Consider the following 1,956-nt stretch of genomic DNA (forward strand, 5'->3'; position numbering starts at 1 on the left):
GACCTCGTCGATGCCCCGGTCTTCCATGACGGGGGCGATCTCGGTGATGGTGCCCTTGAACAGGCGCGAGATGCGCCGCACCTCGTCAAAGTCCACCGGCAGCAGAATCGCCTGCGGGCACAGCTTGGCCGCTTTCATCAGCCCCATGGCCGAGCCCACGCCGAACTGACGCGCGGCGTAGGTGGCGGTGGTGATGACGCCGCGCCCGGTGTAGCTGGCCAGACGAGGGAAAAATTCCACCGGCACCCGGTCCAGCGTGGTGCCGCTCCAGTCCTGATCCGGGTAGGCCTCGCGCAGCCGGCTCAACACATCGTCTTCGCGCCGCCGCCCGCCGCCGATCACCACCGGCAAGCCTTTGAGCTGCGGGTAGCGCAGCAGCTCCACCGACGCAAAAAAGGCGTCCATGTCCAGGTGGGCAATGCGCCTGGGCCGTGGGGTGGGTGCGGGCGGGGATGAGGTCACGCTGTTGAGCATAGCGCCCTCGGCTCGGTCTAAGATGTTCGTTGCGCGGCGCCCGGTCGGGCGCTCTCGCACTTGTTTTGTTGTTGACACAGGGGGAACCACCGATGACCGTTTTGTCCCGCGTACTCACCGCACTCTTGATCGCCGCCGGTATCGCCTTTGCCGGTTGGTCTGTGCACCAGGGCCTGGAGCGCTTTCGCATGTCAGACCGCTCGGTCACCGTCAAAGGCCTGGCCGAAAAAGACGTGGAGAGTGACTACGCCATCTGGACCCTGGGCTTTCGCCGCGCCGGGTCCGACTTCGGCAGCGTGCAACAAGCTTTGTCAGCCGACCGCGAAAAGGTGTTGGCCTTTCTGAAGCAGCAGGGCTTTACCGACGAAGAACTGCAGGCGCGTCCGCTGCAGGTGCAAGACCTGCTGGCCCGCGACTACGCGCAAGGCAATGTGCCGTTCCGCTTCAACGGCAGCGGCCAGGTGCTGGTGAAATCGGCACGCGTGGCCGAGGTCGAAAAAGCTGCGCTGGCGCTGGACCCGCTGATCCAGGCCGGTGTGCAGCTCGGCGGTGAAAACGATGGCCGCAGCGGCCCGCGCTACCAGTTGCGCGGCTTCAACGACGTGAAAGCCCCGCTGCTGGCCGAAGCCACCCGCAACGCCCGCGAGCAAGCCGACAAATTCGCCGCCGAAGCCGGCGCCCGCCTCGGTGAACTGAAAAGCGCCAACCAGGGCGTGATCCGCATCACCGGCGACGATGGCAACGACTACGACGACGGCAGCTCACGCGGCAAACGGTTGCGGGTGGTGAGCACGTTTGAGTACGAGTTGCGGTGAGCCGCTGCGCGCCAAATGCGATGCAGACCGGTAGTCTGGGTTAGCCCCGTAGGCTGGGTTAGCGCAGCGTAACCCAGCATGGTTGCGATCCATTTGAGGATCTCTCTTTCCGTCTCCAAACATGCGCCGCTACATCCGTGACCGCCTTGCAGGTGCGACCTACTTCTTCACCGTGAATCTCGCCGAGCGACGGGGCAACACCTTGTTGGTGGACCACGTGGACGCATTGCGCGAGGCGTTTCAAAAAACGCGCGCGGCACACCCGTTTGCAATCGATGCCATGGTGGTGTTGCCAGATCATCTGCATGCACTGTGGACTTTGCCGCAGGACGACGGTGACTTTTCTGTGCGGTGGCAGCAGATCAAATCGCATTTCTCGCGTGCCGTGCCGATGGATGAGCGCCGCTCTCTCAGCCGCCAGGCCAAGGGGGAGCGCGGAATCTGGCAGCGGCGATTCTGGGAGCACCGGATTCGTGACGAGGATGACTTCTCCCAGCATGTGGACTACATCCATTTCAACCCAGTCAAGCATGGACTGGTGGGGCAGGTGCGGGATTGGCCTCATTCCAGCTTTCACCGCTTCGTACGGCACGGGAAGCTGGCGGTGGATTGGGGTGTGGGAAGCGCTGCCGACGATGTTGCGGGGGAGTGGCGTGGCGCTGGGTTA

General features: G+C 63.9%; 2 protein-coding genes and 1 pseudogene. 2 read left to right on the forward strand and 1 reads right to left on the reverse strand.

What is annotated here, in order from left to right:
* A pseudogene (locus ABYB95_RS22570) lies at positions 1 to 474 on the reverse strand (DNA polymerase IV); the annotation flags it as partial.
* 92 nt (positions 475 to 566) lie between these two features.
* Here ABYB95_RS22570 and ABYB95_RS22575 point away from each other — a divergent pair.
* Positions 567 to 1,289: an SIMPL domain-containing protein gene (locus ABYB95_RS22575; RefSeq protein WP_372662294.1), complete on the forward strand. Its 723-nt coding sequence runs from the start codon at positions 567 to 569 to the stop codon at positions 1,287 to 1,289.
* A 121-nt stretch (positions 1,290 to 1,410) separates the two neighbouring features.
* A partial coding sequence (locus ABYB95_RS22580; RefSeq protein WP_372662297.1) for a transposase occupies positions 1,411 to 1,956 on the forward strand: 546 nt, incomplete at its 3' end.

Origin of the sequence: Hydrogenophaga sp. (assembly GCF_041633695.1) — a bacterium.
In the GTDB taxonomy this organism is placed as follows: Bacteria; Pseudomonadota; Gammaproteobacteria; order Burkholderiales; family Burkholderiaceae_C; genus Hydrogenophaga.

Bases quoted from the DNA above. Each gene is read 5' to 3' on its own strand.
- ABYB95_RS22575 (WP_372662294.1), top strand. From the start codon at position 567: ATGACCGTTTTGTCCCGCGTACTCACCGCACTCTTGATCGCCGCCGGT.